Origin of the sequence: Bartonella sp. MM73XJBT (genome assembly GCF_028618465.1) — a bacterium.
Lineage (GTDB): Bacteria > Pseudomonadota > Alphaproteobacteria > Rhizobiales > Rhizobiaceae > Bartonella.
The window spans coordinates 1-1,596 of sequence record NZ_JAQISY010000103.1 but is presented as its reverse complement, the minus strand read 5'-3'; the positions used below and the strand labels follow the sequence as shown (position 1 = coordinate 1,596).

At 42.3% G+C, this 1,596-nt stretch carries 2 protein-coding genes; both read left to right on the top strand.

The annotated features are described in order from the left end of the window. Positions 1–858: toprim domain-containing protein (locus PVV69_RS09815; protein ID WP_273757350.1), on the top strand; the 858-nt coding region annotated here is incomplete at its 5' end. After that, a partial coding sequence (locus PVV69_RS09810) for a DUF3987 domain-containing protein (RefSeq protein ID WP_273757349.1) occupies positions 855–1,596 on the top strand: 742 nt, incomplete at its 3' end. The genes PVV69_RS09815 and PVV69_RS09810, both read left to right, overlap by 4 nt.

Sequence of the window (1,596 nt, the reverse complement as noted above, 5' to 3'; positions counted from 1 at the left end):
TTTACGAATGCTCAGGGCATCACAAATGCCTTGCGTGGGGTTTGGTATGGGCATTATGGAAGTGCCCGTTGTCCAGCCCATGATGATCAATTGCCTAGCTTATCCCTTGCCAATGGACATGATGGGCGTCTTTTACTCACTTGTTATGCGGGCTGCTCTTTTAGAGAGATCATACAAGCGCTTAGAAGAATTGGCTTGCTGGGGAAACAAGCCTTTATTGATAAAGCTTATGATCACACGCTCTCTTTCTCAAAACAGAAAGCAGAGAGAGCAAAAAAGATTTGGCAACAAAGCCAACCGATCAAAGATACTTTAGCAGAAACCTATTTACGCAATCGGGGGATCACATGTGAATTGCCTGCTGATTTACGTTTTCACGATAAATGCCATCACCCCTTAGCAAGGACACTACCCGCGTTGGTTGTTCTTGTTAAGGGTGCTGGTTCCTTTGCCATTCATAGAACCTTTTTAAAAGCCAATGGCTGCAAAACAGATCACAAACCAACCAAAGCCATGTTGGGATCTGTTATGGGCGGTGCTGTGCATTTAAGCCAAGACAATCCAAAACATCTGGTTATTTGTGAAGGCATTGAAACGGGGCTGTCTCTTCTGTCTGGGTTGTTATCAGAGCCCGTGAATTTATGGGCGTCCCTTTCCACCAGTGGCATGATGCGTGTGAATTTACCCCCGATAAAAGGACGTCTGACAATTGCAATGGACGGCGATGATGCGGGTCGTAAAGCAGGTTTCACCCTTGCAAAGCGTGCTTATAGCCAAGGCTTTGAGGTCTTTATCATGCAAGCTCCAAAAGGAACCGATTTTAATAATGTATTACTTTCTCAAAAGAGGGAACTATGAAAGAAAATCATTTACAAAACAACAATGAAAATACCCCCGTCAATGATAACGATAATGCTTGTTTAAAAGCCATTCCTTATGAAGTCGCCTTGCAACAAGATGGCTGGGGGGAATTAAAACCGATTGAGAATGCTCTCTTACCCGTCGAACCTTTTCATCCTGCTCAAGTACCTTTAAGTTTAGGGACCTATATTTATGACGTTGCTGATATTCAACAATCTTCTCTTGATTTTATTGCTGTCCCTGCTTTGTGTGCTTTGGCTGCCGTCATTGGTAATGGAGTGCGTATTGCTCCAAAACAGTATGATACTTGGAGGGTTACCCCTAATCTCTGGGGGGCTATTGTTGGTCAACCTTCAACAAAGAAAACACCAACTATAGAAGCAGCTTTGGAACCCGTGTATACCCTTCAAGAGGAATGGTATAAAGAATGGAATAAACAGAAAGAACAACAAAAAATTGACGAGATACTAGAAAATTTAAGCAAACGAGAAAAAGAAAAACAAGCCAATAAAGCGCTCAAAAAAGGAGATCTACAAACAGCCCGTGCTTTTTTATCTGAAAGCCCCTCTAAAGATAATATCCATGATGTTGCTGCCTCTCGTCTGATTGTCAATGATGTCACGGTTGAAAAACTTGGGGAATTGTTAAAAGAAAACCCCCGTGGTCTCTTAATGGTTCGTGATGAGTTGTCTGGTTTTTTAGCAGATATGGAAAGAAAGGAATATCAATCAGACC